This is a genomic window from Nocardia sp. NPDC050793 (assembly GCF_040654065.1).
GTDB lineage: Bacteria > Actinomycetota > Actinomycetes > Mycobacteriales > Mycobacteriaceae > Nocardia.
The window spans coordinates 85,334-107,561 of record NZ_JBFAHG010000013.1 but is presented as its reverse complement, the minus strand read 5'-3'; the positions used below and the strand labels follow the sequence as shown (position 1 = coordinate 107,561).

22 protein-coding genes and 1 riboswitch are annotated in these 22,228 nt (G+C 67.4%); of the genes, 11 read left to right on the top strand and 11 right to left on the bottom strand.

The features are described from left to right. Positions 1 to 19 precede the first annotated feature (19 nt). Genes AB0H50_RS32115 through AB0H50_RS32105 form a run of 3 tightly spaced genes read right to left on the bottom strand, consistent with a single transcriptional unit; the run spans position 20 to position 2,653 of the window. Positions 20 to 484, bottom strand: a complete 465-nt coding sequence (locus tag AB0H50_RS32115) for a tRNA (cytidine(34)-2'-O)-methyltransferase (protein WP_357460114.1) — start codon at positions 482 to 484, stop codon at positions 20 to 22. 57 nt (positions 485 to 541) lie between these two features. Further along, positions 542 to 1,207: a transaldolase family protein gene (locus AB0H50_RS32110; protein WP_357460112.1), complete on the bottom strand. Its 666-nt coding sequence runs from the start codon at positions 1,205 to 1,207 to the stop codon at positions 542 to 544. Between the two features lie 54 nt (positions 1,208 to 1,261). Further along, positions 1,262 to 2,653, bottom strand: a complete 1,392-nt coding sequence (locus AB0H50_RS32105) for a wax ester/triacylglycerol synthase domain-containing protein (RefSeq protein WP_357460109.1) — start codon at positions 2,651 to 2,653, stop codon at positions 1,262 to 1,264. A 236-nt stretch (positions 2,654 to 2,889) separates the two neighbouring features. On the opposite strand from AB0H50_RS32105, the gene AB0H50_RS32100 reads away from it, so the two are divergent. Further along, positions 2,890 to 3,135 carry a DUF3017 domain-containing protein gene (locus AB0H50_RS32100; RefSeq protein ID WP_357460260.1) on the top strand — a complete coding sequence of 82 codons (246 nt, stop codon included), beginning with the start codon at positions 2,890 to 2,892 and terminating at the stop codon, positions 3,133 to 3,135. A 143-nt stretch (positions 3,136 to 3,278) separates the two neighbouring features. Here AB0H50_RS32100 and AB0H50_RS32095 read toward each other — a convergent pair whose 3' ends face one another. The 3 genes from AB0H50_RS32095 to AB0H50_RS32085 form a co-directional block, all read right to left on the bottom strand. Then, a complete protein-coding gene (locus AB0H50_RS32095; RefSeq protein WP_357460258.1) occupies positions 3,279 to 4,382 on the bottom strand; it encodes a homoserine O-acetyltransferase in 1,104 nt (367 codons plus the stop codon). 47 nt (positions 4,383 to 4,429) lie between these two features. After that, the gene (locus AB0H50_RS32090) at positions 4,430 to 5,758 is read right to left on the bottom strand and encodes a bifunctional o-acetylhomoserine/o-acetylserine sulfhydrylase (protein ID WP_357460107.1); all 1,329 of its coding nucleotides are present in this window, start codon (positions 5,756 to 5,758) and stop codon (positions 4,430 to 4,432) included. 85 nt (positions 5,759 to 5,843) lie between these two features. Continuing rightward, positions 5,844 to 5,954: riboswitch (SAM riboswitch) on the bottom strand. A gap of 52 nt (positions 5,955 to 6,006) precedes the next feature. Beyond that, on the bottom strand, positions 6,007 to 6,762 hold the full coding sequence (locus tag AB0H50_RS32085; protein ID WP_357460105.1) for a TetR family transcriptional regulator: 756 nt from the start codon (positions 6,760 to 6,762) through the stop codon (positions 6,007 to 6,009). A gap of 135 nt (positions 6,763 to 6,897) precedes the next feature. On the opposite strand from AB0H50_RS32085, the gene AB0H50_RS32080 reads away from it, so the two are divergent. Beyond that, positions 6,898 to 8,391 carry an MFS transporter gene (locus AB0H50_RS32080; protein ID WP_357460102.1) on the top strand — a complete coding sequence of 498 codons (1,494 nt, stop codon included), beginning with the start codon at positions 6,898 to 6,900 and terminating at the stop codon, positions 8,389 to 8,391. Positions 8,392 to 8,752: 361 nt separating this feature from the next. After that, positions 8,753 to 9,970 carry an NADP-dependent isocitrate dehydrogenase gene (locus AB0H50_RS32075; protein ID WP_068060917.1) on the top strand — a complete coding sequence of 406 codons (1,218 nt, stop codon included), beginning with the start codon at positions 8,753 to 8,755 and terminating at the stop codon, positions 9,968 to 9,970. 303 nt (positions 9,971 to 10,273) lie between these two features. On the opposite strand, the gene AB0H50_RS32070 is transcribed toward AB0H50_RS32075, so the two are convergent. Continuing rightward, positions 10,274 to 11,161: an NAD(P)-binding domain-containing protein gene (locus tag AB0H50_RS32070; RefSeq protein WP_357460100.1), complete on the bottom strand. Its 888-nt coding sequence runs from the start codon at positions 11,159 to 11,161 to the stop codon at positions 10,274 to 10,276. Between the two features lie 197 nt (positions 11,162 to 11,358). On the opposite strand from AB0H50_RS32070, the gene AB0H50_RS32065 reads away from it, so the two are divergent. Beyond that, positions 11,359 to 12,354 (top strand): helix-turn-helix domain-containing protein, encoded by a 996-nt coding sequence (locus AB0H50_RS32065; RefSeq protein ID WP_357460097.1) that lies wholly within the window; start codon positions 11,359 to 11,361, stop codon positions 12,352 to 12,354. A gap of 70 nt (positions 12,355 to 12,424) precedes the next feature. On the opposite strand, the gene AB0H50_RS32060 is transcribed toward AB0H50_RS32065, so the two are convergent. Next, positions 12,425 to 12,685, bottom strand: coding sequence for a hypothetical protein (locus tag AB0H50_RS32060; RefSeq protein ID WP_357460095.1), 261 nt, complete (start codon positions 12,683 to 12,685; stop codon positions 12,425 to 12,427). Between the two features lie 378 nt (positions 12,686 to 13,063). Here AB0H50_RS32060 and AB0H50_RS32055 point away from each other — a divergent pair, with 378 nt between their 5' ends. From AB0H50_RS32055 to AB0H50_RS32025, 7 genes are all read left to right on the top strand, one after another. Continuing rightward, positions 13,064 to 14,287 (top strand): MFS transporter, encoded by a 1,224-nt coding sequence (locus AB0H50_RS32055; RefSeq protein WP_357460092.1) that lies wholly within the window; start codon positions 13,064 to 13,066, stop codon positions 14,285 to 14,287. A gap of 176 nt (positions 14,288 to 14,463) precedes the next feature. Next, the gene (locus tag AB0H50_RS32050) at positions 14,464 to 15,102 is read left to right on the top strand and encodes a helix-turn-helix domain-containing protein (RefSeq protein ID WP_357460089.1); all 639 of its coding nucleotides are present in this window, start codon (positions 14,464 to 14,466) and stop codon (positions 15,100 to 15,102) included. Between the two features lie 499 nt (positions 15,103 to 15,601). Further along, a complete protein-coding gene (locus AB0H50_RS32045; protein WP_357460087.1) occupies positions 15,602 to 16,807 on the top strand; it encodes a lipid-transfer protein in 1,206 nt (401 codons plus the stop codon). A gap of 32 nt (positions 16,808 to 16,839) precedes the next feature. Continuing rightward, the gene (locus AB0H50_RS32040) at positions 16,840 to 17,274 is read left to right on the top strand and encodes an SRPBCC family protein (RefSeq protein ID WP_357460084.1); all 435 of its coding nucleotides are present in this window, start codon (positions 16,840 to 16,842) and stop codon (positions 17,272 to 17,274) included. A gap of 9 nt (positions 17,275 to 17,283) precedes the next feature. Beyond that, a complete protein-coding gene (locus tag AB0H50_RS32035; RefSeq protein ID WP_357460081.1) occupies positions 17,284 to 18,162 on the top strand; it encodes a MaoC/PaaZ C-terminal domain-containing protein in 879 nt (292 codons plus the stop codon). Positions 18,163 to 18,283: 121 nt separating this feature from the next. Continuing rightward, positions 18,284 to 19,165, top strand: coding sequence for an SDR family oxidoreductase (locus AB0H50_RS32030; RefSeq protein WP_357460079.1), 882 nt, complete (start codon positions 18,284 to 18,286; stop codon positions 19,163 to 19,165). Between the two features lie 28 nt (positions 19,166 to 19,193). Further along, positions 19,194 to 20,510: an acyl-CoA dehydrogenase family protein gene (locus AB0H50_RS32025; protein ID WP_357460077.1), complete on the top strand. Its 1,317-nt coding sequence runs from the start codon at positions 19,194 to 19,196 to the stop codon at positions 20,508 to 20,510. A 77-nt stretch (positions 20,511 to 20,587) separates the two neighbouring features. On the opposite strand, the gene AB0H50_RS32020 is transcribed toward AB0H50_RS32025, so the two are convergent. From AB0H50_RS32020 to AB0H50_RS32010, 3 genes are read right to left on the bottom strand one after another with little or no spacing between them, the layout of a single operon-like run. Beyond that, positions 20,588 to 20,872, bottom strand: a complete 285-nt coding sequence (locus tag AB0H50_RS32020; protein WP_357460074.1) for a helix-turn-helix transcriptional regulator — start codon at positions 20,870 to 20,872, stop codon at positions 20,588 to 20,590. Then, positions 20,869 to 21,243 carry a type II toxin-antitoxin system RelE/ParE family toxin gene (locus AB0H50_RS32015; RefSeq protein WP_357460072.1) on the bottom strand — a complete coding sequence of 125 codons (375 nt, stop codon included), beginning with the start codon at positions 21,241 to 21,243 and terminating at the stop codon, positions 20,869 to 20,871. The genes AB0H50_RS32020 and AB0H50_RS32015 overlap by 4 nt, the downstream gene beginning before the upstream one ends. Positions 21,244 to 21,303: 60 nt before the next feature. Then, complete coding sequence (locus tag AB0H50_RS32010) at positions 21,304 to 22,200, bottom strand: alpha/beta fold hydrolase (protein ID WP_357460070.1); 897 nt, start codon at positions 22,198 to 22,200, stop codon at positions 21,304 to 21,306. Positions 22,201 to 22,228 lie beyond the last annotated feature (28 nt).

Below are 22,228 nucleotides of genomic sequence, written 5' to 3'. Positions count from 1 at the left end.
AATGGTAGCCGTTCCACGGTCAGGTCCCCCCGCAAAAGCCCAGCTGACGCCACGCTTCGTAGACAGTGACGGCGGCGGCGTTGGACAGGTTCATCGAGCGGCGACCGGGCAGCATCGGGATGCGCAGGTGGGCGGTGACGTGCGGGTCGTCGAGCACGTGGTCGGGCAGACCGGTGGGTTCGGTGCCGAAGAGCAGGACGTCGCCGGGTCGGTAGGCGATGTCGGTGTACCGGGTCGTCGCCTTGGTGGTGAAGGCGTAGACGCGTTCCGGCCGCAACGCCTCCCACGCCGCGGGCAGACTCTCGTGCACGGTGACCGAGGCCAGATCGTGGTAGTCCAGTCCGGCGCGGCGCAGCTTCGACTCCGAGAGATCGAACCCGAGCGGCTCGATCAGATGCAGCTCGCAACCGGTCCCCGCGACCAGACGGATCGCGTTGCCGGTGTTCGGCGGAATGCACGGCTCGTGGAACATCAGGCGGAACACGGAATCAGTCAATCAGGCCCCGCCACCGCCCGCCCGCCGGGTCCACCGGCGCAAACCTCAGCCGAAGCTGCCTTCCAACGCCGCTCCCTCGAATTCCGCGACAGTTCTCCGCGAGTAGCTGTGATCGAGGCACTTTCCCAGAACCGCGGAAGAGACGGTGATTATGTGCGGACGGGCCTGGATGATGTCGTATATCGACGATGGTTGTCTGACACTGCCGACGATTATTTCCGCGTCGGCCTCACTGTCGTCTATCCAGGTCCTGGTGTATGCGATGTGCGCCGCCGGGTCGGAGCCTTCATCGCTGAGGCGTCCGGCGAACAGTGATACGTAGGAGGCTCCGGCGGTGACGGCCATAATGGCCTGCAGCGCGGTGAAGCACGCGGTGACGTTCACTTTGACACCCTCTGCCGCGAGCTCGGAAATTATCGGCAGCATCGAAGAACCGGTGGCATCGATGATCGGGATCTTGACATGGACGTTGGTGGCGAGTGCGCTGAATGCCGCCGATTCCTCGCGTACCGACCTTGGGTCGCAAGAAGAAACCTGCACCGAAACAGGGAGTTCGCCGACATAGGCGAGTACTTCTTCGAGATGGGCCTGGATATCGGATACTCCGGAATTCCGCAGAATCACCGGGTTGGTGGTCACGCCCCGGACGACGCCGGTCGCCAACCATTTTCTGATTTCGGATAGGTCTGCGCTGTCCAGATAGAACTTCATCGTTCTGTGAGCTTTCTTCGTTGGCGGGCGGTAGATGTTGCCCGGCAGGGCCGTCTATGTGTCACGCCTGGTAAATGTCGCGACGTCGAGGCCGATCGCCTCGAAAGCGCGATCGATACTCTGGCAGACGGCGTTCGAGTGCGGGATTCGGTTGTCGTCGGTGTTGAGCGCGATGTGTATCTGGTCGCTGGATCGCATCAGCCCGAACACGAAGGCCGCTCCCATGCACGGCGCGACGGCGTACGCGGACCGCACGGGAACGGATCCGACGTCCAGGTTCGCGGGTGCTGCCAGATTGGTCGCGGCAACCTCGTTGCGGGCCGAACGCCCGTGCGCGCATCGCGCGCGCAGCCGGCCGGGCCAGACGCGGGGGCCGAAATCCAGCGGCTGGGCTCCGCTGAGAGCGATCTCGCGCGCCAGGGTCGCGTCGATGCGAATGGATGCGACGTTGTCGAGCGCAGGGCGTGTGGTGTCGACCGGCACGGTCGCCACATGGACCAGGTTCCGTCCGCCACGCTCGCGGATGCTGGACCTCCGCAGGTCCACCGGCATGCCGACATGCGTTACGCCGCGCGCTGCGCCGGAGACGGCGACCGTGTAGTTCGCCCATATATCGGCGCTCAGCGCCAAGTAGAGGTCGTTCACCCCGCCGCCGTGGCGGTGCGCCAGCTCTTGGAAGCGCGAAGCGTCGACGTCGACGAGGTAGGACCTGCGTGAGCGAGTGGTCGGAGTCGGTGCGCGAAAGTCTTGCCAAGCACGCACGGTTCGGCGCGCCCGCTCTCGAATCCCGGGTTCACGGGCCTGGCGCGAGCTCCGGGTGTGAGTCGCCGCGGGTGTTTTCACGGCCGAATCGGCCGCGGCTACGGTGGTGGAGGGAACGCTTCGATGTTCGATGTTCGCGCTGCGTCCGCTCCCGGTGCCCGCCGACAACGCGAGCGCCCAGAGTGCACCCATCGTCGCGCCGTCCGCCAAAGCGTGGTGCATTTTGATCACGCACATGGGCGGCATATCCGACCCGCACAAAAGTGTGAACGACCACGGCGGCTCACCGTCCGGCCATGCCGCGCTCTGGATGGCGTCGACGATACGCATCATGGTCGATGAATCGGATCCGTCCGGTAATTCACGTCGCGTCACATGATGTCTGATGTCGAAATCATCCGTCGTGATCCAGGTTGGGACAGTCAGATCGAGCGCTGTCGGCTTGATTCGCTGACGCAGCCTTTCGGTGATCGAGCTGACGATGTCCAATTTTCCGATCAGACGATCGAAATCGGGTTCACGTTCGAGCTCCAGTAGACACATCATCGATGTGTTCCCGTTGATGTACTTTTCCATGAAATAGAACTCGGCATCGACGGTGCCGAAACCAGTCCTGGTCGACAAATTATCCTCCCCCGGATCGAAGCGCGCCTCAGTGGCGTCGAAGATCGCTTCTCGCGCCATGAATATTGGCACAAGAACATGGAATGGGTAAGCCCCCGAAGGGACTGTGTCGAGGATCACTCGATGCCCATGTGTGGAGGTGCGGTCGCCGAGACGGGCGGCGTCTCGAGGCCGGAGCGGGTGGGGGTGGCTGGGGTTCGTCTGCAAGAATCGGTGCCGTGACCGATGTCGACACGTCCGCCGGACGACACGCAGGCGGTAGCCGTGCCGCGCAGTTCCTGCGCTGTCACCTGCCGATGGTGGCCGTGGCGCTGGTCGTTCTGGTCGCGGTGGTGTTCGTGGCCTCGGATCGCTGGCGTCGCGGCGCGTTGTTCTTCGGCGGTGCGACGCTGCTGGCCGCGACCTTCCGTCTGTGCCTGCCGTCCACGCGGGTGGGCCTGCTCGCGGTGCGCAGCAAGCCGTTCGACGTCGGCGCGCTGAGCCTGCTCGGCTCCGCCATCGTCTTCCTGGCCGCCACCATCAACACCCTCGGCGTCGGCTGATCCCACAGAGCATTTCGACGCCGCACAGCGCCACTGCCTGTGCTGACTGTGGGCCGGCGAAACGAGGCATGCGAAAGTTGCTGCCTCCCATCTGGTCTCGTGCGGCGAGAGTGTGTTCTGATCCCTGCGGCCGGAGACTGTGTCTACCGGTTCTCGCGCGCCAGGCGCATGGTCTCGATGAGCAGCTTGGAAACGGCCGCGGCCTCGGTGAGGAATCCGTCGTGGCCGTCGCGGGAATGCACTACTTCCAGTCGATCGCAACCGGGTAGTGCGTCGGCCAGTTCCTGCTGGGTGCGCAGCGGATACAGTCGGTCGGAGTCGACGCCACCCACCACGCAGGGCACCGGCGTCGCGGCGAGCGTCGCGTCGATTCCGCCGCGTCCGCGACCGACATCGTGCCGGTTCATCGCCTCGGTGAGCAGCACGTAGGTGGCGGGATCGAAACGCTTGCAGAGCTTTTCGGCCTGGTGGTCCAGGTAGCTCTGCACCGCGTAGCGGCCGCCGCGCCACGGGTCCTCCGAGCCCTGCGCCCGGTTCTCGAAGCGGTGGTCGAGTTCGCCGTCGGTGCGGTAGGTCAGGTGCGCGATGCGGCGGGCGATGCCCATGCCGGTCATCGGCGCGCGGCCGGTGTCGTGGTAGTCGCCGCCCCGCCAGTCCGGGTCGGCCTTGATGGCCGCGATCTGGGTGGTCTGGGTGCCGATCTGGTCGGCGGTGGCGCGAGCGCCGACGGCGAGCACCAGCGCGGCGGCCACCCGCTCGGGCGCGCCGATCATCCACTCCAGCACCCGCATGCCGCCCATCGAACCGCCGACCACCGCGGCGAGCCGCTCGATGCCGAGCAGATCCAGCAGCGCGGCCTCGGCGGTCACCTGATCGCGGATGGAGATCTCCGGGAAACGCGAGCCCCACGGCTTGCCGTCGGGCGCGGTCGAGGACGGTCCGGTGCTGCCTTTACAGCCGCCGAGCACATTGGTCGCGATGACACACCATTCGTCGGTGTCCACCGGCGCGCCGGGCCCGACCATGCCCTCCCACCAGCCGGGCTGCGAGTGCACGTCGTCGGGCGTGCCGACGACGTGCGAGTCACCGGTCAGAGCGTGCTCGACGAGCACCACATTGTCCAGGGCGGGGGACAGTTCGCCCCACCGCTGCACCGCGAGGTGCACGTCCGGGATCACCGCGCCGCTTTCCAGCCGCACGTCCCCGATCGCGATCACGCCCGGCCGTCCGTCCGGCGGCGGCAGCATGTCGACTCCGGACACCGGGCGGGCGGGGCTCTGATCGGTGCTCACGGTCACGTCGTCGCCGCCGTGAATCCGGCGCGCAGATCGGCCAGAATATCGTCGATTCCCTCGATGCCCACGGCGAGACGAACCAGTCCCGGGGTGACGCCGGAAGCCAGTTGCTGCTCGGGCGTCAGCTGGGAGTGTGTGGTCGAGGCCGGGTGAATCACGAGGGAGCGCACATCCCCGATGTTGGCCACGTGGCTGTGCAGGACCAATGCGTCCACGAACTTCTTGCCCGCGTCGACGCCGCCGCGCAGTTCGAAGGAGACGATCGCGCCGGTCCCTTTCGGCGCCAGCCGCTTCGCCCGCTCGTGCCATGGCGAGTCGGGCAGTCCCGCGTAGAAGACCGCTTCGACGGCGGGGTGCTCCGCCAGGAATTCGGCGACCGCTTGCGCGTTGGCGACGTGGCGCTCGACACGCAGGCTGAGCGTCTCGATGCCCTGCGCGATGAGGAAGGCGTTGAACGGAGAGACCGCCGCGCCCAGATCGCGGAGCAATTGCACGCGGGCCTTCAGTGCATACGCGGGTGCGCCGAGATCGGCGAAGACCGCGCCGTTGTAGCTGGGGTCCGGGGTGGTGAAACCGGGAAAGCGGGACTCGCCCTTGTCGTCGCGCACCGTCCAGTCGAAGGCGCCGCCGTCCACGATGACGCCCGCGACGGCCGTGCCGTGCCCGCCCAGGTACTTGGTGGCCGAGTGCACCACGATGTCGGCGCCGTGCGAGAGCGGCTGGATCAGGTACGGGGTCGCGACCGTGTTGTCCACGATGAGCGGGATCCCGGCGGCATGCGCGACCTCGGCGATGCCGGGGATGTCGAACACGGCGCTGCTCGGGTTGGCGATGGTCTCGCCGAAGAACGCCTTCGTGTTGGGCTGGATCGCGGCGCGCCACTGCTCGAGATCGTCCGGGTCGTCGACGAACGAGACCTCGATGCCGAGCTTGGGCAACGAGTAGCGGAAGAGGTTGTAGGTGCCGCCGTAGAGGTGCGGGCTGGACACGATGTGGTCGCCCGCGGAAGCCAAGTTCAGGATCGCGTAGGTCTCGGCGGCCTGGCCAGAGGACAGCAGCAGCGCCGCGACGCCGCCTTCCAGGGCGGCGATGCGCTGCTCGACCACGTCCTGGGTCGGGTTCATGATCCGGGTGTAGATGTTGCCCGGTTCGGCGAGCCCGAACAGCGCGGCGGCGTGGTCGGTGTCGCGGAAAGCGTAGGAAGTGGTCTGGTAGATCGGCAGCGCGCGGGCGCCGGTGCTCTGATCGGGCGCTTGGCCCGCATGGATCTGCTTGGTCTCGAAGGACCACAGGGCAGGATCGAACTCGGCCGCGACGGGGTCGGTCATGTCATGCTCCACAAGAGTTGTTCGCCGGAACCAATAAATCGGGAATGCGGTCTATCCACAACAACACATTTCCGGGAACCTCCTGACAGCGCGCTTGCCCTCGACCTTCGAGGGCCCGGTCATCACCCGGAGCACCCCACCGCTGCTGGAGGGTTGCCGACCAGCGAGCCGGGGCTTCGCGCTGGCACTCATGACCTGACGGACATGGTAGCTGGCGGGCGGTCAATGACCGAAATTCGTTGCCGATCTCACTCCGGTGATTCGGCAGGCGGTTCCGCGCAGACCCGCATGAACTCCGCGTACGCGTCGAGCAGGGTCGCCCGCGACGCGCGCACCGCGTCGGCCGGATCGCCGTCCATGATCAGCTCGCCGTGCGCGTCCATCGCCAAATGGCACAGCATCTGCCAGGTGGAGACGATCAGCCGGACGGGCAGCGCCCCTTGTGTGGTGTCGAGGCGCTCGGCAAGCACCGCGGTGATGGCGTCGGATTTGTTGTCGGCGAACTCCAGCGCGCGGCTGTTGACCGAAGGGCAGTCGCGCGCGATCCGCTGCATCTGCTGAAACCTGCGGAACGAGACCGGCGAGTTCTCGGTTGCCGCGTCATCGATCACCCGCAGGTAGGCATTGCACAGTGCGCGCAGCTCGTTGCCGCCGCACGGCTCTTCTCGCAACTTGTTGGCAACCATCTCACCGAAGTCGAGGACGGGAGCGAGGACGATGTCCTCCTTCGTCTCGAAGTAGCGGTTCACGGTGCGCGGCGAGACATCGGCCGCGTTCGCGATCTGCTCGACCGTCGTCGCGTCGAAGCCCTGGGCGTCGCAGAGTTCGAGCGCGATGTTCGTGATCCGCATCCTGGTCTGCTGCTTCTTGCGCTCGCGCAGGCCGATCGGGCGTTCGCGCATCGCGGTCTCGGCGCAGTCTCGGTTCGCGGGCGCGGCGTTGTCCCCGGTCACGGCGCGATGATCGGCCGTGGTCGGGCTCGTCGGCGTCGGTGAGTCGAGCATCTCCCCACTGTAACGCAGATCCCACATCAACTGTCAGATCCAGGCAAATGTCTGACTGCGACATTTTTCTATTGACGCCAAATGTCGCGCGATGACAGGATTGCTCCACGCCACTTCCGAGGATGAGGAGACAAAGTGAGCGAGACTTCGACAGCCGTGCACGTGCCGGAGGACCGGCGCGACTCGGCCCGCTGGCTGGCATTGGGGGTGATCGGTCTAGCCCAGCTGATGGTGGTCCTCGACGCGACCATCGTGACGATCGCGCTGCCGTTCGCGCAGCGCGACCTGGGCATCAGTGAGGGCGACAAGCAGTGGGCCCTCACCGCATACACGCTGATCTTCGGCGGACTGCTGCTGCTCGGCGGCCGGCTGGCCGACTATCTCGGCCGCCGCCGGATCTTCCTGGTCGGCCTGATCGGTTTCGCGGGTGCGTCGGCGCTCGCGGGTCTGGCGCAGAACGGCGTCCAGCTCTTCGCGGGCCGCGGACTGCAGGGCGCCTTTGCCGCGCTGCTCGCGCCCGCCGCGCTCGCACTCGTCTCGGTGACCTTCACCGAGGCGAAGGAGCGGGCTCGCGCCTTCGCGGTGTTCGCGGGCATCTCCGCAGGCGGCGCGGCCATCGGGCTGATCGCGGGCGGTGCGCTCACCGAATACGCGTCCTGGCGGTGGACCCTGCTGGTCAACACTCCGATCGCGATTATCGCGCTGGTCGGCGCGCTCGCGTTCGTGATCAAGGACGTGCCCGTCGCGCGGACCGGCGGCTACGACGTGCCCGGCGCCGTCACGGTGACGGCAGGTCTGATCGCCATCGTGTACGGATTCAGCCGCGCCGCCGAGCACGGCTGGACCTCGGGCGGCACCCTCGGGCTGCTCGTGGCCGGGCTCGCCCTGCTGATCGCGTTCGTCGCGATCGAGCGTCGTTCGTCGAATCCGCTGTTGCCGCTGCGCATTCCGGGCGAGACCAATCGCGGCGGCGCGCTGCTCGCCGCGTTGCTCATCCCCATCGCGATGTTCGCGATGTTCCTGTTCCTGAGCTTCTACTTCCAGGTCACGCTCGGCTACTCGCCGCTGAAGGCCGGTGTCGCGTTCCTGCCGTTCCCCGCGGGCATCGCGATCTCCGCGGGCGTCACCAGCGCGCTGCTGCCGAAGCTCGGACCGCGGCCGCTGATGGCGGCAGGCGCCGCGCTCGGCGTGGTCGGCCTGATCTGGCTCGCACAGCTGAGCTACGGCGACAGCTATGCCGCGGGCGTGCTGCCCGCCCAGGTGCTGATCGCGCTCGGCATGGGACCGCTGTTCGTCGGCATGCAGGCGGTCGCGCTGCACAAGGTCGACGAGGCCGACGCCGGTGTCGCCAGCGCGTTGCTCAACGCGGCCCAGCAGGTCGGCGGCGCGGTGGGCACCGCGCTGCTCACCACGATCTCGGTGCAGGCGGCGAAGGACTACTTCGCCGACAACCCGGCCGTCGACAACCTGGCCGCCCGCGCCGCCATCCACAGCTACGACATCGCGTTCTACGTCGGCGCCGGCTTCTTCCTCGCCGCGATCCCGGTGATCGCGCTGATGATCAAGGCCGGACCGGAGAACTTCGCCGAGGACGCGGAGGAGGGCGCTCGCATCCCGATCGCGGTCTGATTCGGACCGGGCATGGCCCGCGCATCGCTTCCTCGGGATCCGGTGCGCGGGCCGTGCCGCATCCGGCGGTCGTCCGGCTTCCGCCCAGGTCGGAGGGCTCGATCACCCCGAGATGACATGATGGAGAAAGTGGTTGGGGTCACATGCGGGCTACTCGTCGGTAACCCGTCACGGAGTCCGCACAGTGGCCCCTCCCCGCGCGGTGAGATCGTCGGCAGCAGTACGCTTGTCTTGCTTGCACCACTTGTCCCGCAAACAACGCGGTACATATACGTTGTCTGTTGAACAGCTGGGGTCCGCTCACAAGCGTGTTCGCCTGGCCGTGCAATAAGGGCACCATCCTAGGAGGACACGAAGATCCATGTCCAAGATCAAGGTTGAAGGCACCGTCGTAGAACTCGACGGTGATGAGATGACCCGGATCATCTGGCAGTTCATCAAGGACAAGCTGATCCACCCGTACCTCGATGTGAACCTCGAGTACTACGACCTGGGCATCGAATACCGGGACAAGACAGACGACCAGGTCACCATCGACGCGGCCAATGCGATCAAGCAGCACGGCGTCGGCGTGAAGTGCGCCACCATCACGCCGGACGAGGCCAGGGTCGAGGAGTTCGGCCTCAAGAAGATGTGGCGCTCGCCCAACGGCACGATCCGCAACATCCTCGGCGGCACCATCTTCCGCGCGCCGATCATCATCTCCAACGTTCCGCGACTGGTTCCGGGTTGGACCAAGCCGATCATCATCGGCCGTCACGCCTTCGGCGACCAGTACCGCGCCACCGACTTCAAGGTCTTCCAGGGCGGCACCGTCACCCTCACCTTCACCCCGGACGACGGCAGCGAGCCGATCGTGCACGAGGTCGTGAAGATGCCGGAGGACGGCGGCGTCGTCATGGGCATGTACAACTTCAAGAAGTCCATCGAGGATTTCGCGCGGGCGTCGTTCAACTACGGCCTGCAGCAGAACTACCCGGTGTACATGTCGACGAAGAACACGATCCTGAAGGCCTACGACGGCATGTTCAAGGACACCTTCCAGGAGATCTTCGACACCGAGTTCAAGAGCCAGTTCGACGCGGCGGGCCTGACCTATGAGCACCGTCTCATCGACGACATGGTCGCCTCCTCCATGAAGTGGGAGGGCGGCTACGTCTGGGCCTGCAAGAACTACGACGGCGACGTGCAGTCCGACACCGTGGCCCAGGGCTTCGGTTCGCTGGGTCTGATGACCTCGGTGCTGCTCACCCCGGACGGCAAGACCTGTGAGGCCGAGGCGGCACACGGCACCGTCACCCGGCACTACCGCCAGCACCAGCAGGGCAAGCCGACCTCGACCAACCCGATCGCGTCGATCTTCGCCTGGACCCGCGGCCTCGAGCATCGCGGCAAGCTGGACAACACCCCCGAGGTGATCGGCTTCGCGCAGACCCTCGAGGATGTCGTCATCAAGACCGTCGAGGGCGGCCAGATGACCAAGGACCTCGCGCTGCTCGTCGGCGGCGACCAGGGTTACCTGACCACCGAGGAGTTCCTCGGCGCGCTCGACGCGAATCTGGCTCGCGCACTGCGCTGAGTGTATTCGAGACCGAGTGCATTCAAGACCGAGTGCACTCGAGGCTGAGCCCATTCAGGGCTGAGTCCATTGCACCGGGGCCGGGCGCGATCCGTCCGACCCCGACCGGCGCTGGGACATCCCAGCGCCGGGTTGAACCGGGCACCCGCCCACCTCGCGGTGGAACGGGTGCCCGACGTGTCTCCGGAAGCAGATCAGCGGAATCCGACGACGACGGCGCGGCCTTTGTGGGCGCGGCGAAGCCGGAAGCGCTGTGCGTGCCGGTCGAGCGCCGTTGTGCCGCAGTTCATTCGGGCGCCGCTGTCAGCGGCCGGAGGGCACCGTTGCGTCGAGCAGTCCGGCGAATGCCCTGGTGAAACTGGCGGTTCCGTGCCCGCGTTCGACCTCGGCGTCGAACAGCCGCTGCAGCGGATCGAGCAGATCCGTTGGCACGCCCTGATTTCGGCTGGTGGCGCGGATGTCGGCGAGCCCCGTCGCGTTGACCGCGAGATCGGAGAAGTTCACCGGGAACTCCCGCGAGTCGATCTCGGCGGCCAGTGTCGGCAGCATGTCGAGCAGCGAGCGCAACCAGGGCACCAGGAACGCGTCGGTGAAATCCACCGCGGAGACCTGCTCGGTGTGCACCATCGCCGTCGCCTGGAAGAACCCGCCGAACAGGCCGTACATCCCGCCGAGCACCGCCATGTCGTGCAGCGCCGCGAGGCCCGCGTCGGTCCCCACGTACTTCGTCGCGCCCAGTTCCCTTACGACGTCCGCGAATTCGGCCTCCGCGTCGGCCGCGCCGCTGTAGACGAGCAGCGTATCGGGTGTGCCCAGCGTCTGCGGGACGCCGAAGATGCCGCCGTCCAGCAAGCGCGCGCCGTGCTCGGCGAGCCGGTCGGCCAGCTCGCGCGCGGTGTCGGGCCGTCCGGTGGCGACGTTCAGTACCGTGCGTCCGTTCAGCGCCTCGCCCAGCGGGGTCAGTTGGTCCCCGGCGGCCGCGGTGTCGGCGAGCACCGTGACGATCAGTTCGCCCGCCGCGACCGCGTCCACGACGTTGTCGGCGCGCCGTGCGCCCAGTTCGTCGAGGTGAATCGCCTTGCCCGGCGTGCGATTCCACACCGTGGTCGGGTATCCGTTGCGCAGGAAGACCTCGGCGATCGCCGTGCCCATCCGTCCGAGACCCAGCACGGTGACCGATGCCTTGCTCATGATTCCTCCGTCGTGTCGTTCTGTCGGGTGGGCGCCCGCCGACCAGTCTTCGCGCTCGGGCCGCCGAGGTGTGAGTGGCAGAACTGACGCCGATCGAACTATTCCTGCCATACACTCGGAGGCGTGAGCGAACGCAGTGAGCGAATCATGTGCCAGCGCGCAGGCACGCCAGAACCGAGCGTCAGCGGGGCGCAGGCATGAGCGGTCGAACTGTCGCCATGGCTATTGCCCCCGGCGCGCTGCACCCCTGGGATCTGTACGAATTAGGCGTCGTCGCATCGATTTTCGGCACACCGCAGCCGGATCTGGCCGACCCCTGGTACGAGCTGAAGGTGTGCTCGATAGCGCCGGACCAGCAGATTCAGCCGATCGGCTTCGGCGCCTTTCTGCGCGCCGAGCACGGCCTCGACGACCTGCTCACCGCCGACACCGTGATAGTTCCCTCGGTGGCCCACGAGTGCGTCACTGCCGAACGCGAACTGCCACCCGAACTGCTCGACGCGCTGGCGGCCGCGCATCGCGGTGGCGCGCGCATGGTCGCGCTCTGCGACGGCACTTTCGCGCTCGCGGCGGCGGGGCTGCTGGACGGGCGGCGCGTCACCGCGCACTGGGCGCACGCCGAGATGCTGGCGAAGCGCTTCCCGAACATCGAGGTCGACGACTCGGTGCTCTACGTCGACGACGGCGACGTGCTCACCAGCGCGGGCGTGACGGCGGCGGTGGATCTGTGCCTGCACCTGGTGCGGCGCGATCTGGGCGCCGAGGTGGCCAACCAGCTGGCGCGCCGCATGGTCGTCCCACCGCATCGGTCCGGTGGTCAGGCGCAGTACGTCGATCGGACCGTGCCAGCGCGCCCGGCCGACGACCTGGGCGTGGTGCTGCAGTGGGCCGTCGAGCACCTCGACGAGCCGCTGACCGTCGACACTCTGGCGGCCAGAGCCAACATGAGCCCGCGCACCTTCCATCGCCGCCTGCACCGTTCCACCGGCGCGACCCCGATGCAGTGGCTGCTGAACCAGCGACTCGCGCACGCCCAGTCGTTGCTGGAGACCACGGATTTCAACATCGAGCGGATCAGCCGCCTGTCCGGCCTGGGAACCGCGACCAACCTGCGCCGCCATTTCGGGTCCGTGGTCGGCGTGACGCCCGCCGAGTACCGGCGGACCTTCGCGCGCCGGGAGCCGATCGCCTGACTCCATCCCCATGACGACAGCGGTGCCAGTGCGGCGCGGCCGCACTGGCACGGTGATCAGTAGTAGTAGATCAGTAGTAGTAGTAATTGCCGTAGTCGTCGTAGTTCTCGGGCGCCGAGACAGGAGTGAGGTCGATCTGGCGGCCCGGGGTCAGATCCCGCTGCCCGCCGCACACCAGGTTGGGCCAGGAACAGGTCGGCACGTTGGGGTCCTGCTCGGCCTGAGCGACGCCGGCCGTCACCAGGCCCGCGCCCAGCAGTGCGGGTGCGGCGGCGAGCGTCAGGGCGCGGGCGAACCGAGCGCGGCGAGTCGAGCGTTGGTTGGTGGTCATAGGCGGTGCTCCTTCGTGTTCGGCGTGGCGGGACGGTCCCGCTGTCGTGATGACGCTGTCCAGACTGCTCGACACCGGACCACGCCGAAAGGACACCCAGGGTGTGCGGTACTGCCCCCTTGAAGTGGTTCGATCCCACCGAGGTGGCTGCGGCTCAGGCCACCGGCGGTCGGAAACCATCGCCACGCGGCGACAGTCGAAACGCAACCTCACCGGCACTCCGATCACGACGGCTTCGGGGACGATGGGCGTGGGAGTTCGGCCGAGCACGGCGAATGCCGGAATGCCGAGTGAGCTGGACGAATACGGGGGCCGGTGGTGGTCGAACTCACGTCGGCTTGGGGAGCGATCCCGCTCGCGCGCCGGTTACATGAAGACGTGACGAGCCAGGTAGCAACCCAGCAGCCCGCCCCGCCCGAGCGGGCGCGGACCGATTGGCATGTCCCCGCGATGCTGGCGCTGGCCCTCGGCGGTTTCGGCATCGGCACCACCGAGTTCGTCACCATGGGTTTGCTACCCGATATCGCGCAGGCCATGAACATCTCCGAGCCGACCGCGGGCCACGCCGTGTCGGCCTACGCGCTCGGTGTGGTGATCGGCGCGCCGTTGCTGGCCGCGCTCTGCGCGCGGGTTCCGCGCAAGCGCCTGCTCATCGCCTTGATGATCGCGTTCACCCTGGGCAACGCGGCCACCGTTGTGGCGCCGAGCTTCCAGAGCTTGGTCGCCGCACGCTTCGTCTCGGGTCTGCCGCATGGCGCCTACTTCGGCGTCGCCTCCCTGGCCGCCGCCACGCTCGCGCCAGCGGGCCAGCGCGCGAGAGCGGTTGCCGCGGTTATGCTGGGGCTGAGCGCCGCCAACGTCGTCGGCGTTCCCGCAGCCACCTGGCTCGGCCAGCACCTCGGCTGGCAGGACGCCTTCGTGGTGGTCGCGCTGATCGGCATCACCACCGTCGCGGCGCTCGTTCGATTCGTGCCGGAACTGACCGGCATCAAAACCACCGACCCGATGATCGAACTCGGCGCGCTGCGTCGCTCGCAGGTGCTGCTGACCTTGGCGGTCGGGGCGGTCGGCTTCGGCGGCATGTTCGCCGTCTACACCTACATCACCACCACCCTGACCGACGTGGCGGGTATGCCGCTCGGCATGGTGCCGGTGGTGCTGATGCTGTTCGGCCTCGGCATGGTGGCGGGCAACATCGTCGGCGGCGTGCTGGCCGATCGCGGCGTCGACCGCGCGATCCTGTTCGCGTCGATCGCGATGGCCGTCGTCCTGGCGGGTTTCGTCGCCGCGGCGCACCATCCGTTCACCGCCGCGCTCGGTGCGTTCCTGGTCGGTGCGACGGGCGCGGCGCTCGCCCCCGCTTTGCAGACCCGCCTGATGGACGTCGCCGCCGACGCTCAAACCCTCGCCGCCGCACTGAATCACGCCGCACTGAACATCGCCAACGCCGCGGGCGCGTGGCTCGGCGGTCTGGTCATCGCGGCGGGTCTTGGCTACACCGCGCCCGCCGCCGTCGGCGCGGGGCTGGCGGTGGTCGGTACGCTGCTCTTCGCCGTCACGGTGTGGCTCTCCCGGCGCACCGCACCGGCTCCATGCCGGTAGTGGTTCCACCGACTCGTCCACCGGCTTGCGTCGCCTTCTTGCGTGGGCCGGTTGACACACACCCTCCGTACGCCTCACATAGGCGGTGGCTATGTGAGGCGTACGCACGGGGTGTGGGAACAACGCGCTCCGCCACCAGGACATACAGGTCTGTATGTAAGTGTAGAATCGTCGGAATGACCAGGACCGCCGCCGACAAGCCGCAGCGCCGAACCCAGGAGCAGCGCAGCAGCGAGATGCGCGTCCGGCTGCTCGACGCCACCATCGACTGCCTGGTCGAATACGGCTACGGGGGCACCACGACGCCGCGGGTGGCCGAGCGCGCGGGCGTCACGCGCGGGGCGCAGGTGCACCACTTCGGATCCAAGAACGATCTCGTCGTCGCCGCCATCAGTCACCTGGCCCAGCGCCGCGCGGAGACCGCGATGCGCGAGATGGCCAAGGTCGAGAGCGGCGCCGATCCGGTCGCCGCGGCACTGGACTTCCTGTGGGAGCTGCACCAGGGCCCGCTGTTCATCGCGACCGTCGAGCTGTGGGTCGCGGGCCGGACCGACCCGGTGCTGGCCTCGGCCATGGAGAAGGTCGAGCCGTTCGTCAACAACGCGGTGCTGATGGCCGTGGCCCGCTTCGTCCCGGACGAGATGCGCCGCAAGGACGCTCGCGATTTCGTCTACACCGCCATGGACGCCCTGCGCGGCATCCTCATCTCGAACTTCATCGAGCCCGACACCGATCGGGCCCGCCGGCGCTGGGCTCGCGCGTCGGCCAATCTGCGCGCCGCCGCGACGGCGAGTCTGGTTGCGCGAGTGCAGTGACGCGGATGCGTTGGCGTACACGCGCCGATGCCTCTGCTGATGTGCGTTGACGTCGCTGCGCTGACGCCGAAGCCTGGGCGCACAGCAATGCCCTCGAAACTTTGTGCGTGGGTAGCGATTTCGCCTCGTGTGCTTCTCATTCGTTGTCCCGGAAGCCGTTCGATCGTCGCCCATGGTCGTGGGCAGGGGAGTGGGCGGTCGACTGTTGCCTGGTACTCGTCTCTGTGAAGGTCGTCGATTTCGCGGACTGTGCGGCACGTGCGGTTGGCACGTCGGCAGCTGGTAGATGTGGATACACAACTAGTTGTATGTCTGTCAACACTTCGTTGACCTGGCTATTCAGCGAATAGAACCCCGAGTATCGGCTAACCCTTGCGCGCTTACATACAGCTTTGTATGTTTGTTTCAGCTCGATCCGGTCGGATCGGACGCTGATGTCCGCCGCCCGCGCCACCGGTGCATCCGCCGCGGCGCGCGCAGGCACGAAGGGAGGAGTTCGATGGCGAACAAGGTCTACGTCGTCGGCGTCGGCATGACGAAATTCGAGAAGCCGGGCCGTCGCAAGAACGAGGACGGCACCGACTGGGACTACCCGGACATGGCCCGCGAGTCGGGCACCAACGCTCTCGCCGACGCGGGCATCGATTACCGCGAGGTGCAGCAGGCCTACGTCGGCTACGTCTACGGCGAATCCACCTCCGGCCAGCGCGCGGTCTACGAGCTGGGCATGACCGGCATCCCGGTGGTCAACGTCAACAACAACTGCTCGACCGGTTCGACCGCGCTGTATCTCGCGGCGCAGGCGATCCGCGGCGGCCTCGCCGACTGCACGCTCGCGCTCGGCTTCGAGAGGATGCAGCCCGGATCGCTCGGCTCCACCTGGGACGACCGCGAGCAGCCGATGGCCAAGCACGTCATGGCGCTCGCCGAGATCTCCGAGGTGCTCTTCCCGGTGGCGCCGTGGATGTTCGGCGCGGCGGGTCGCGAGCACATGAAGGAGTACGGCACCACCGCCGAGCACTTCGCCAAGATCGGCTACAAGAACCACAAGCACTCGGTGAACAACCCGTACTCCCAGTTCCAGGACGAGTACACCCTCGACGACATCCTCGGCGCGCGGATGATCTACGACCCGCTCACCAAGTTGCAGTGCTCGCCGACCTCCGACGGTTCCGGCGCGGTGATCCTCGCGAGCGAGGACTTCGTGAACTCACACGATCTCGCCGGGCAGGCCGTCGAGATCGTCGGCCAGGCCATGACCACCGACTTCGCCTCCACCTTCGACGGCACCGCGAAGAACCTGATCGGCTACGACATGAATGTGCAAGCCGCGCTACAGGTCTACCGGCAGGCGAACCTCGGCCCCGAGGACTTCCACGTCATCGAGCTGCACGACTGCTTCTCGGCCAACGAGTTGCTGCTCTACGAGGCGCTCGGCCTGTGCGGGCCAGGCGAGGCGGGCGCGCTGATCGACGGCAACCAGACCACCTACGGCGGCAAGTGGGTCGTCAATCCCTCCGGCGGCCTCATCTCCAAGGGGCACCCGCTCGGCGCCACCGGCCTGGCGCAGTGCTCCGAACTCACCTGGCAGCTGCGCGGCGCGGCCGGCAAACGCCAGGTCGAAGGCGTCACCGCCGCACTCCAGCACAACATCGGCCTCGGCGGCGCCGCAGTCGTCACCGCGTACCGGCGCGCCGACCGCTGACCGGCGAAAACCGCTATCCAACAGGAGAAGTCATGGGACACATCGAAGCTACCAAGGACGTCAACGCCACCCCGGAAGCGCTGTGGGCGGTCGTCTCCGACCCGCAGACCTGGGACAAGTGGTTCACCATCCACGAACGCTTCATGGAGGAGCCGCCCACCGTCTTGGCCGAGGGGTCCAAGCTGGTGGCGAAGATCGTCATGCTCGGCATGGCGAACAAGCTGGAGTGGACCATCAAGGCGGTCGCCGCCCCGAACAAGCTGACACTGGGCGGCACCGGAATGGCCGGTGTCAAAACCGAATTCACCTTCGACATCCAGCCGAAGGGCGCGGGCAGCACCATCGTCGTCTCCGGTGACTTCGAGGGCGCGCTGATCAAGGGCGCGCTCGGCAAGGCGGTCGAGAAGGACGGTATCAAGCAGCTGGACAAATCGCTCGACCAGCTCGACGCGCTGGCCTCGGCGTAGGACGTCGCGATGACAGCGGAAACCACCGCGTCCCGAGTCGTCGAATTCGACGACGCGGGCCTGGAAACCTGGTGCGACGAAGAACGTTTCACGGTGACAGCGGAGCGGATCGCCGAATATGCCGCAGCAACCAACGATCCCATCCCAGCGCACCGCGCGGGCGAGGTGGCTTCGCCGGTGTTCGGCATCGTCCCGGTCTTCGAGGCCATGATGATGCCGGTGATCGACGTGGCGCCGATGGACATCTTCGGCCGGGTCGTGCACGGCGAGCAGGACTTCCACTTCCACCGCGCCATTCGGCCCGGCGACCGGCTGGTCACCCGCGCAAAGGCGGTCGGCTACGCGAGCAAGTCCAACGGCAGCACGATCACCATCCTCGTCGAATGCCGCGACGAGGCAGGGGAACTGGTCAACGAGCAGTACCTGACCGCGTTCTTCCGCAATATCGACGCGGGCAAGACCGTCGGGCAGGCGGCGCCGCCGCACAAGTTCGACGAGTCGCTGCGCGGAACCGAGCCGTTCGCAGTCGTGCCGCAGCACGTCGACGACGACCAGACCTTCCGCTACGCACCGGCTTCCGGCGATCCGGTGCCGCTGCACCTGGACGAGCAGGTCGCCAAGGACGCCGGACTGCCCGGCATCATCGCGCACGGCCTGTGCACCATGGCGTTCGCGTCGTGGGCGGTGCTCACCGAGGCCGCGGGCTCGGACGTGCACCGGCTGCGCCGCTTCGCGGTGCGCTTCGCCAGGATGGTCTTTCCCGGCGACGACCTGGAGACCCGGATCTGGAAGGTGGGCGCCGCCGACGGCGTCACCACCTACGCCTTCGAGACGGTGCGCGGCACGGACGTCGTGCTGAGCGACGGCCTCGCCGAGATCGCCGACTGAGCCGAGCGGCCCACGGCTCGGATCGCCGCGGGCCGCTCTTTCGTCCGGCGCGAGCCGGCACCCCATTCATCACACCCTCACCCGATCCGGCGGGCGAGAGCACAGCACAGGAGACGCACACATGGGCGCATTGGAAGGAAAGGTCGCCGTCATCACCGGCGCGGGGCGGGGGATCGGCCGCGAGCACGCGCTGCTGTTCGCACGCGAGGGCGCTCGCGTCGTAGTCAACGACCTCGGCGGCAGCAACGCGGGCGAGGGGACCGATTCCGGCCCGGCCCAGCAGGTGGTCGAGGAGATCGTCGCGGCGGGCGGCAAGGCGGTCGCCAACACCGACGACATCGCCTCCTGGGAGGGCGCACGCAACCTCGTCCAGCAGGCAGTGTCGGAGCTGGGCGGGCTCGACATCGTGGTCAACAACGCGGGCATCCTGCGCGACGCGTTCGTCGCGGGCATGGACGAAGCCCAGTGGGACGCCGTGATCGCGGTGCACCTGAAGGGCCACGCCGCGGTGCTGCACCACGCGGCGGCGTACTGGAAAGAGCAGAGCAAGGCGGGCAACCAGCCCAACGCGGCCGTGATCAACACGGCGTCCGCGTCGGGCACCACCGTCCCGAACGCGGGCCAGGCCAACTACGGCGCGGCCAAGGCGGGCATCGCCGCGCTGACCCTGGTCGCCGCCGACGAACTCGCCCGCTACGGCGTGCGGGTGAACGCGATCGCGCCGATCGCCAGGACCCGGCTCACCCTCGCCACGCCGGGCATGGGCGAGATGATGGCCGCCGAGGCCGAGGCCGCCGAGGAAGCGGGCGGATTCGATGCCTTCAGCCCCGCCAATATCTCCCCGTTGGTCGCATACTTGGCTTCGGACAAGTGCCCGGTCACCGGCAAGGTGTTCGCGGTGCAGGGCGGCGCCATCTCCGAGCTGGCGGGCTGGCACGACGTGAAGACGATCGAGACCGAGGGCCCCTGGCTCGTCGACGACATCGCCGCTCGGCTGCCCTGAGGCTGGGCCGCCAGAAAGGAGAACGACGATGTTCGAATGGTCCGAGACCGATGTGCTGGTCCGCGACGCGGTGCGCACCTTCATCGACAAGGAGATCCGCCCGCACCTGGACGCGCTCGACAGCGGCGAGATGCTGCCGTATCCGATCATCCGGAAGCTGTTCGCCGAGTTCGGTATCGACGCGATGGGCGGCGAGGCGGTCGAGAAGCTGCTCGCCAAGCAGCGGGCCAAGGAGGAGGCGCTCGCGGCCGGAGTGTCCGCGCAGGAGAAGAGCGAGAAGCGTTCCGGCGGTGGCCCGTTCAGCGGCCAGGAGTCGCTGATGGCGGTGCTGATCAGCGAATTGTCCGGTGTCTGCATGGGTTTGGTTACCGCGATGGGCGTCAGCATCGGGCTCGGCGCGACCACCATCATGTCGCGCGGCACGCTTGCGCAGAAGGAGCGCTGGCTCGCCGACATCGTGACGATGCGTAAGGTCGCGGCCTGGGCGATCACCGAGCCCGACTCGGGCTCCGACGCGTTCGGCGGCATGAAGACCTACGTCAAGCGCGACGGCGAGGACTACATCCTCAACGGCCAGAAGACCTTCATCACCAACGGTCCGTTCGCCGACGTGATGATCGTCTACGCGAAGCTCGACGAAGGGCCCAGCGTCGCGCAGCGATCCGATGAGGGGCAGCGGTCGGGTGAGGGGCGGGCCGCCGCGGTGGACAAGCGCGAGCGCAAGGTGCTGACCTTCGTCCTCGACAAGGGCATGGAAGGCCTCACCCAGGGCAAGCCGTTCAAGAAGATGGGGCTACACGCCTCGCCGACCGGCGAACTGTTCTTCGACAACGTGCGCGTCGGCCGGGACCGGCTGCTCGGCGAGACCGAGGAGCACAAGGGCGGCGACGGCCGCGAGTCCGCGCGCTCCAGCTTCACCGCCGAACGCATCGGCGTGGCGTTCATGGCGCTCGGCATCATCGACGAATGCCACCGGCTGTGCGTCGAGTACGCCAAGACCCGCAAGCTGTGGGGCCAAGAGATCGGGCGCTTCCAACTGGTCCAGCTCAAGCTGGCCAAGATGGAGATCGCCAGGATCAACGTGCAGAACATGGTGTTCAACGCGCTCGAGCGCGGCCGCGCGGGCAAACCGCCGACTCTCGCCGAGGCCTCCGCCATGAAGCTCTACTGCTCCGAGGCCGCCACCGACGTGGCGATGGAAGCGGTCCAGCTCTTCGGCGGCAACGGCTACATGACCGAATACCGCGTCGAACAACTCGCCCGCGACGCCAAATCCCTGATGATCTACGCGGGCTCCAACGAAATCCAAGTAACCCACATCGCCAAGGCCCTCCTAGCCCCCTGACCCCGCACCCAAGCCGCACACAGGCACCGGCCTGCGTGCGGCGTGCGGAGGGTGTGTAGGCCGGGTGCGGCCGAAGTCTATGCCGCCAGCGAGACCGTCAGTTCGGTGTCGAGAGCGGCAGCGATCCGTTCCAGTGTGGTGATCGTCGGCACCACGTCCCCTGCCTCGAGGCGGCTCACGGCGTGCTGACGCATCCCGGCGCGGTTGGCCAGCTCGGTTTGCGACCACCCGCGCGCTTCACGAGCCGCGCGGACCTGGCGGCCGAGTTCGTACGCCAGAGCGTAGGCGCGGGCGGCTGCCTGGTACTCGGGGGTGGCGCGGGTCGCCTCTAGGTGGTCGTCGAATTCCTTCTGGCTGGTCATGATTCGGTGTCTCCCATCGGGTCGAAGGTCAAGTGCGTCGGGCCGATGTGCTCCGATTCGCATAGCTTGCGGGCCAGTTTCGCGCGGTGGACCTGGGCCGTCTCGCGTTGTTTTGTTTTATGAAACACGGTCAGCAGCACGGCTTTTCGGCTGCCAGGAAACCAGTACGTGATTCGAGTGGCCCGGTTGCGGGTGAGGGTGAATCGCAGCTCGCGTACCCCGTCGCCGAGGTAGCGGCAATACGGTTCACTGAGTTCGGGGCCGTATGCGGCGAGGAGTCCGGCGGCGAAATCCGCGCGGGCCAGATCGATCGGTGGCAGTCCAGCCAGGAACGAGCGAATCTCGGGCTCGATCTCGATCGCATACAGCATGACCCGAAGATATCACATCTGTGTGATGGTCCTGTCTGGTCCGTCCGCCTTGTCTTGCGTTCACACCGCGCGGAGGTGGTTGCGGCTGGCGTAGACGTGTTCGGCTATGAGGGTGGCGATGCGGTCGGGGGCTTCGAGCATGGGGACGTGGCCGACGCCGTTGACGAGGATGCGGTCGGCAGAGTCGGGGAGTTCCTTCAGGTAGCGGCGGGCGTAGACGCGGTTCGGGATGATGCGGTCGTACTCGGAGAGCAGCAGGCGCACCGGGGTGGCCAGGTCGGACAGGTCGGCCAAGGCCGGGGCGCGCAGCCCGCCGATGATCATCGGCAGCATCGCGGTGCAGTTCAGCGCGGCGCGCAAAACGTTGGCGATCTCGCGGCGCGGCACCGCCGAGGCGTGCTTGCTCAGCAGGAACAGCGCGAATCGCTGGGGGATGACGTTGTCGGTGGCGAAATTGCCCAGCCGCCTGCCGATTCGGATGAGCGGAACCAGCAAGAGGAACTTCAGTCCCACCCGGAACTGGGTGATCGAGGGGACATTCCAGCCACCGGCGGGCGCGATCAGCGTCAGCGTGCGGGCCCGGCCGCGGCGGGCGAGTTCGACGCCGATCCAGGCGCCGAGCGAGTTGCCTGCGATATGGCAGGTGCGCCAACCCATTTCGTCGAGCTGGGCCTCGATCGCGTCGGCCAGCGTGGCGACGCCGACGAACCCGCCTTCGGCAGGCGGGCCGCCCCAGTGACCGGGCAGGGCGGGAGCGTACACCTCGCAGTGCGAGGACAACCGGTCAGCGGTGCGCTCCCAGCAGTGCGGCGAGAGCATGAAGCCGTGCAAAAGCAGCAGCGGATCGCCGGATCCCAGGTGCAATGCCTTGATCGATTTGTCGGCCGTGCGGGCGGCGGTTCGCGCTCGGGCGGAACGCGGGGCGGCGGCCGGTGACTTGGAGGTGTCGGACTTCATCGTCAGCACCCCTTCCTGGACGGCGGTG

Excerpts from the sequence above, each read along its gene's own strand:
- AB0H50_RS32060 (WP_357460095.1), bottom strand. The coding sequence starts at position 12,685 with ATGACCACCAACCAACGCTCGACTCGCCGCGCTCGGTTCGCCCGCGCC.
- AB0H50_RS32015 (WP_357460072.1), bottom strand. The coding sequence starts at position 21,243 with ATGCTGTATGCGATCGAGATCGAGCCCGAGATTCGCTCGTTCCTGGCT.
- AB0H50_RS32075 (WP_068060917.1), top strand. The coding sequence starts at position 8,753 with ATGTCCAAGATCAAGGTTGAAGGCACCGTCGTAGAACTCGACGGTGAT.
- AB0H50_RS32070 (WP_357460100.1), bottom strand. The coding sequence starts at position 11,161 with ATGAGCAAGGCATCGGTCACCGTGCTGGGTCTCGGACGGATGGGCACG.
- AB0H50_RS32010 (WP_357460070.1), bottom strand. The coding sequence starts at position 22,200 with ATGAAGTCCGACACCTCCAAGTCACCGGCCGCCGCCCCGCGTTCCGCC.
- AB0H50_RS32020 (WP_357460074.1), bottom strand. The coding sequence starts at position 20,872 with ATGACCAGCCAGAAGGAATTCGACGACCACCTAGAGGCGACCCGCGCC.
- AB0H50_RS32110 (WP_357460112.1), bottom strand. The coding sequence starts at position 1,207 with ATGAAGTTCTATCTGGACAGCGCAGACCTATCCGAAATCAGAAAATGG.
- AB0H50_RS32085 (WP_357460105.1), bottom strand. The coding sequence starts at position 6,762 with ATGCTCGACTCACCGACGCCGACGAGCCCGACCACGGCCGATCATCGC.
- AB0H50_RS32040 (WP_357460084.1), top strand. The coding sequence starts at position 16,840 with ATGGGACACATCGAAGCTACCAAGGACGTCAACGCCACCCCGGAAGCG.
- AB0H50_RS32100 (WP_357460260.1), top strand. The coding sequence starts at position 2,890 with ATGGTGGCCGTGGCGCTGGTCGTTCTGGTCGCGGTGGTGTTCGTGGCC.
- AB0H50_RS32045 (WP_357460087.1), top strand. The coding sequence starts at position 15,602 with ATGGCGAACAAGGTCTACGTCGTCGGCGTCGGCATGACGAAATTCGAG.
- AB0H50_RS32025 (WP_357460077.1), top strand. The coding sequence starts at position 19,194 with ATGTTCGAATGGTCCGAGACCGATGTGCTGGTCCGCGACGCGGTGCGC.
- AB0H50_RS32035 (WP_357460081.1), top strand. The coding sequence starts at position 17,284 with ATGACAGCGGAAACCACCGCGTCCCGAGTCGTCGAATTCGACGACGCG.
- AB0H50_RS32030 (WP_357460079.1), top strand. The coding sequence starts at position 18,284 with ATGGGCGCATTGGAAGGAAAGGTCGCCGTCATCACCGGCGCGGGGCGG.
- AB0H50_RS32105 (WP_357460109.1), bottom strand. The coding sequence starts at position 2,653 with ATGGCGCGAGAAGCGATCTTCGACGCCACTGAGGCGCGCTTCGATCCG.
- AB0H50_RS32095 (WP_357460258.1), bottom strand. The coding sequence starts at position 4,382 with ATGCTGCCGCCGCCGGACGGACGGCCGGGCGTGATCGCGATCGGGGAC.
- AB0H50_RS32050 (WP_357460089.1), top strand. The coding sequence starts at position 14,464 with ATGACCAGGACCGCCGCCGACAAGCCGCAGCGCCGAACCCAGGAGCAG.
- AB0H50_RS32065 (WP_357460097.1), top strand. The coding sequence starts at position 11,359 with ATGAGCGGTCGAACTGTCGCCATGGCTATTGCCCCCGGCGCGCTGCAC.
- AB0H50_RS32090 (WP_357460107.1), bottom strand. The coding sequence starts at position 5,758 with ATGACCGACCCCGTCGCGGCCGAGTTCGATCCTGCCCTGTGGTCCTTC.